Source organism: Actinoplanes campanulatus (assembly GCF_014647795.1).
Lineage (GTDB): Bacteria > Actinomycetota > Actinomycetes > Mycobacteriales > Micromonosporaceae > Actinoplanes > Actinoplanes campanulatus.
Genome location: NZ_BMPW01000069.1, coordinates 1 through 1,389, shown reverse-complemented (window position 1 = coordinate 1,389; position 1,389 = coordinate 1). Strand labels below are relative to the sequence as shown.

General features: G+C 73.1%; 1 protein-coding gene. It reads left to right on the top strand.

The features are described 5' to 3' along the window. On the top strand, positions 1-1,314 hold a 1,314-nt coding region (locus IEZ13_RS46055), incomplete at its 5' end, for a hypothetical protein (protein WP_189285806.1). Between the last annotated feature and the right edge of the window lie 75 nt (positions 1,315-1,389).

The window sequence follows — 1,389 nt, the reverse complement described above, 5'->3', positions numbered from 1 at the left end:
ACCACCACGGTCACGGTCGCCACCACGGAACCCACCGCGGTCGCCACCACCCTGGTAACCACCACGGTCGCCGCCAGCGCCGCCACGCTCACGGTCGCCACCACGGAACCCACCGCGGTCACCGCCACCCTGGTAGCCCGGACGGTCACCGCTCGGACGCCCGCCCTGGTAACCACCACGGTCCCGGTCCCCACCGCGGAAGCCGCCACGGTCGCCACCGCCCTGGTAACCGCCACGGTCGCCGCCGGCGCCGCCACGGTCGTCCCGGCGGAAGCCACCGCGGTCGCCACCACCCTGGTAGCCCGGACGGTCGCCACTCGGACGCCCACCCTGGTAACCACCACGGTCACGGTCACCGCCACGGAAGCCGCCACGGTCACCACCGCCCTGGTAGCCGGGCCGGTCGCCACTCGGACGCCCACCCTGGTAACCACCACGGTCACGGTCACCGCCACGGTCACCACCGCCCTGGTAGCCGGGCCGGTCGCCACTCGGACGCCCACCCTGGTAACCACCACGGTCACGGTCACCGCCACGGAACCCACCGCGGTCACCGCCACCCTGGTAGCCCGGCCGGTCGCCACTCGGACGCCCACCCTGGTAACCACCACGGTCACGGTCGCCACCACGGAAGCCGCCACGGTCGCCACCGCCCTGGTAACCGCCACGGTCGCCGCCGGCGCCGCCACGGTCGTCCCGGCGGAAGCCGCCACGGTCACCGCCACCCTGGTAGCCCGGACGGTCGCCACTCGGACGCCCACCCTGGTAACCACCACGGTCACGGTCGCCACCACGGAACCCACCGCGGTCGCCACCACCCTGGTAGCCGCCACGCTCTACGCCACGGTCGCCACCGGCGCCGCCACGGTCGTCCCGGCGGAAGCCACCACGGTCACCGCCACCCTGATAGCCCGGACGGTCGCCACTCGGACGCCCACCCTGGTAACCACCACGGTCACGGTCGCCACCACGGGAGCCACCGCGGTCGCCACCGCCCTGGTAGCCGCCGCGCGAGCCGCCCCGGTCGTCGCTCCGGAAGCCGCCACGGGAACCGCTGCGGTCACCGCCGCCCTGGTAGCCGCCCCGGTCACCGCGGCGCCCGTCGTTACCCCCGTCGCGGCCACGGCCGGAACGACGGTCGTCGTCGCGGTTGCTGGAGCCGCCGTCCTGCGGTCCTGTACTCACGGATCATTCCTTCCAGTACGGCGGCGGGCTACTTCGGCCCGGGTGGCCTTGCTCCGACACACGCTGTTCTCGATACACAAAGTTACTAGGCGATCTGCCCATAAACGCAGTCGAGGGCCGACCCCGTAGTGGGGCGGCCCTCGACCGATCACGTTGAGTCCGGCGGCGTCCTACTCTCCCACACCCTCCCGAGTGCAGTACCAT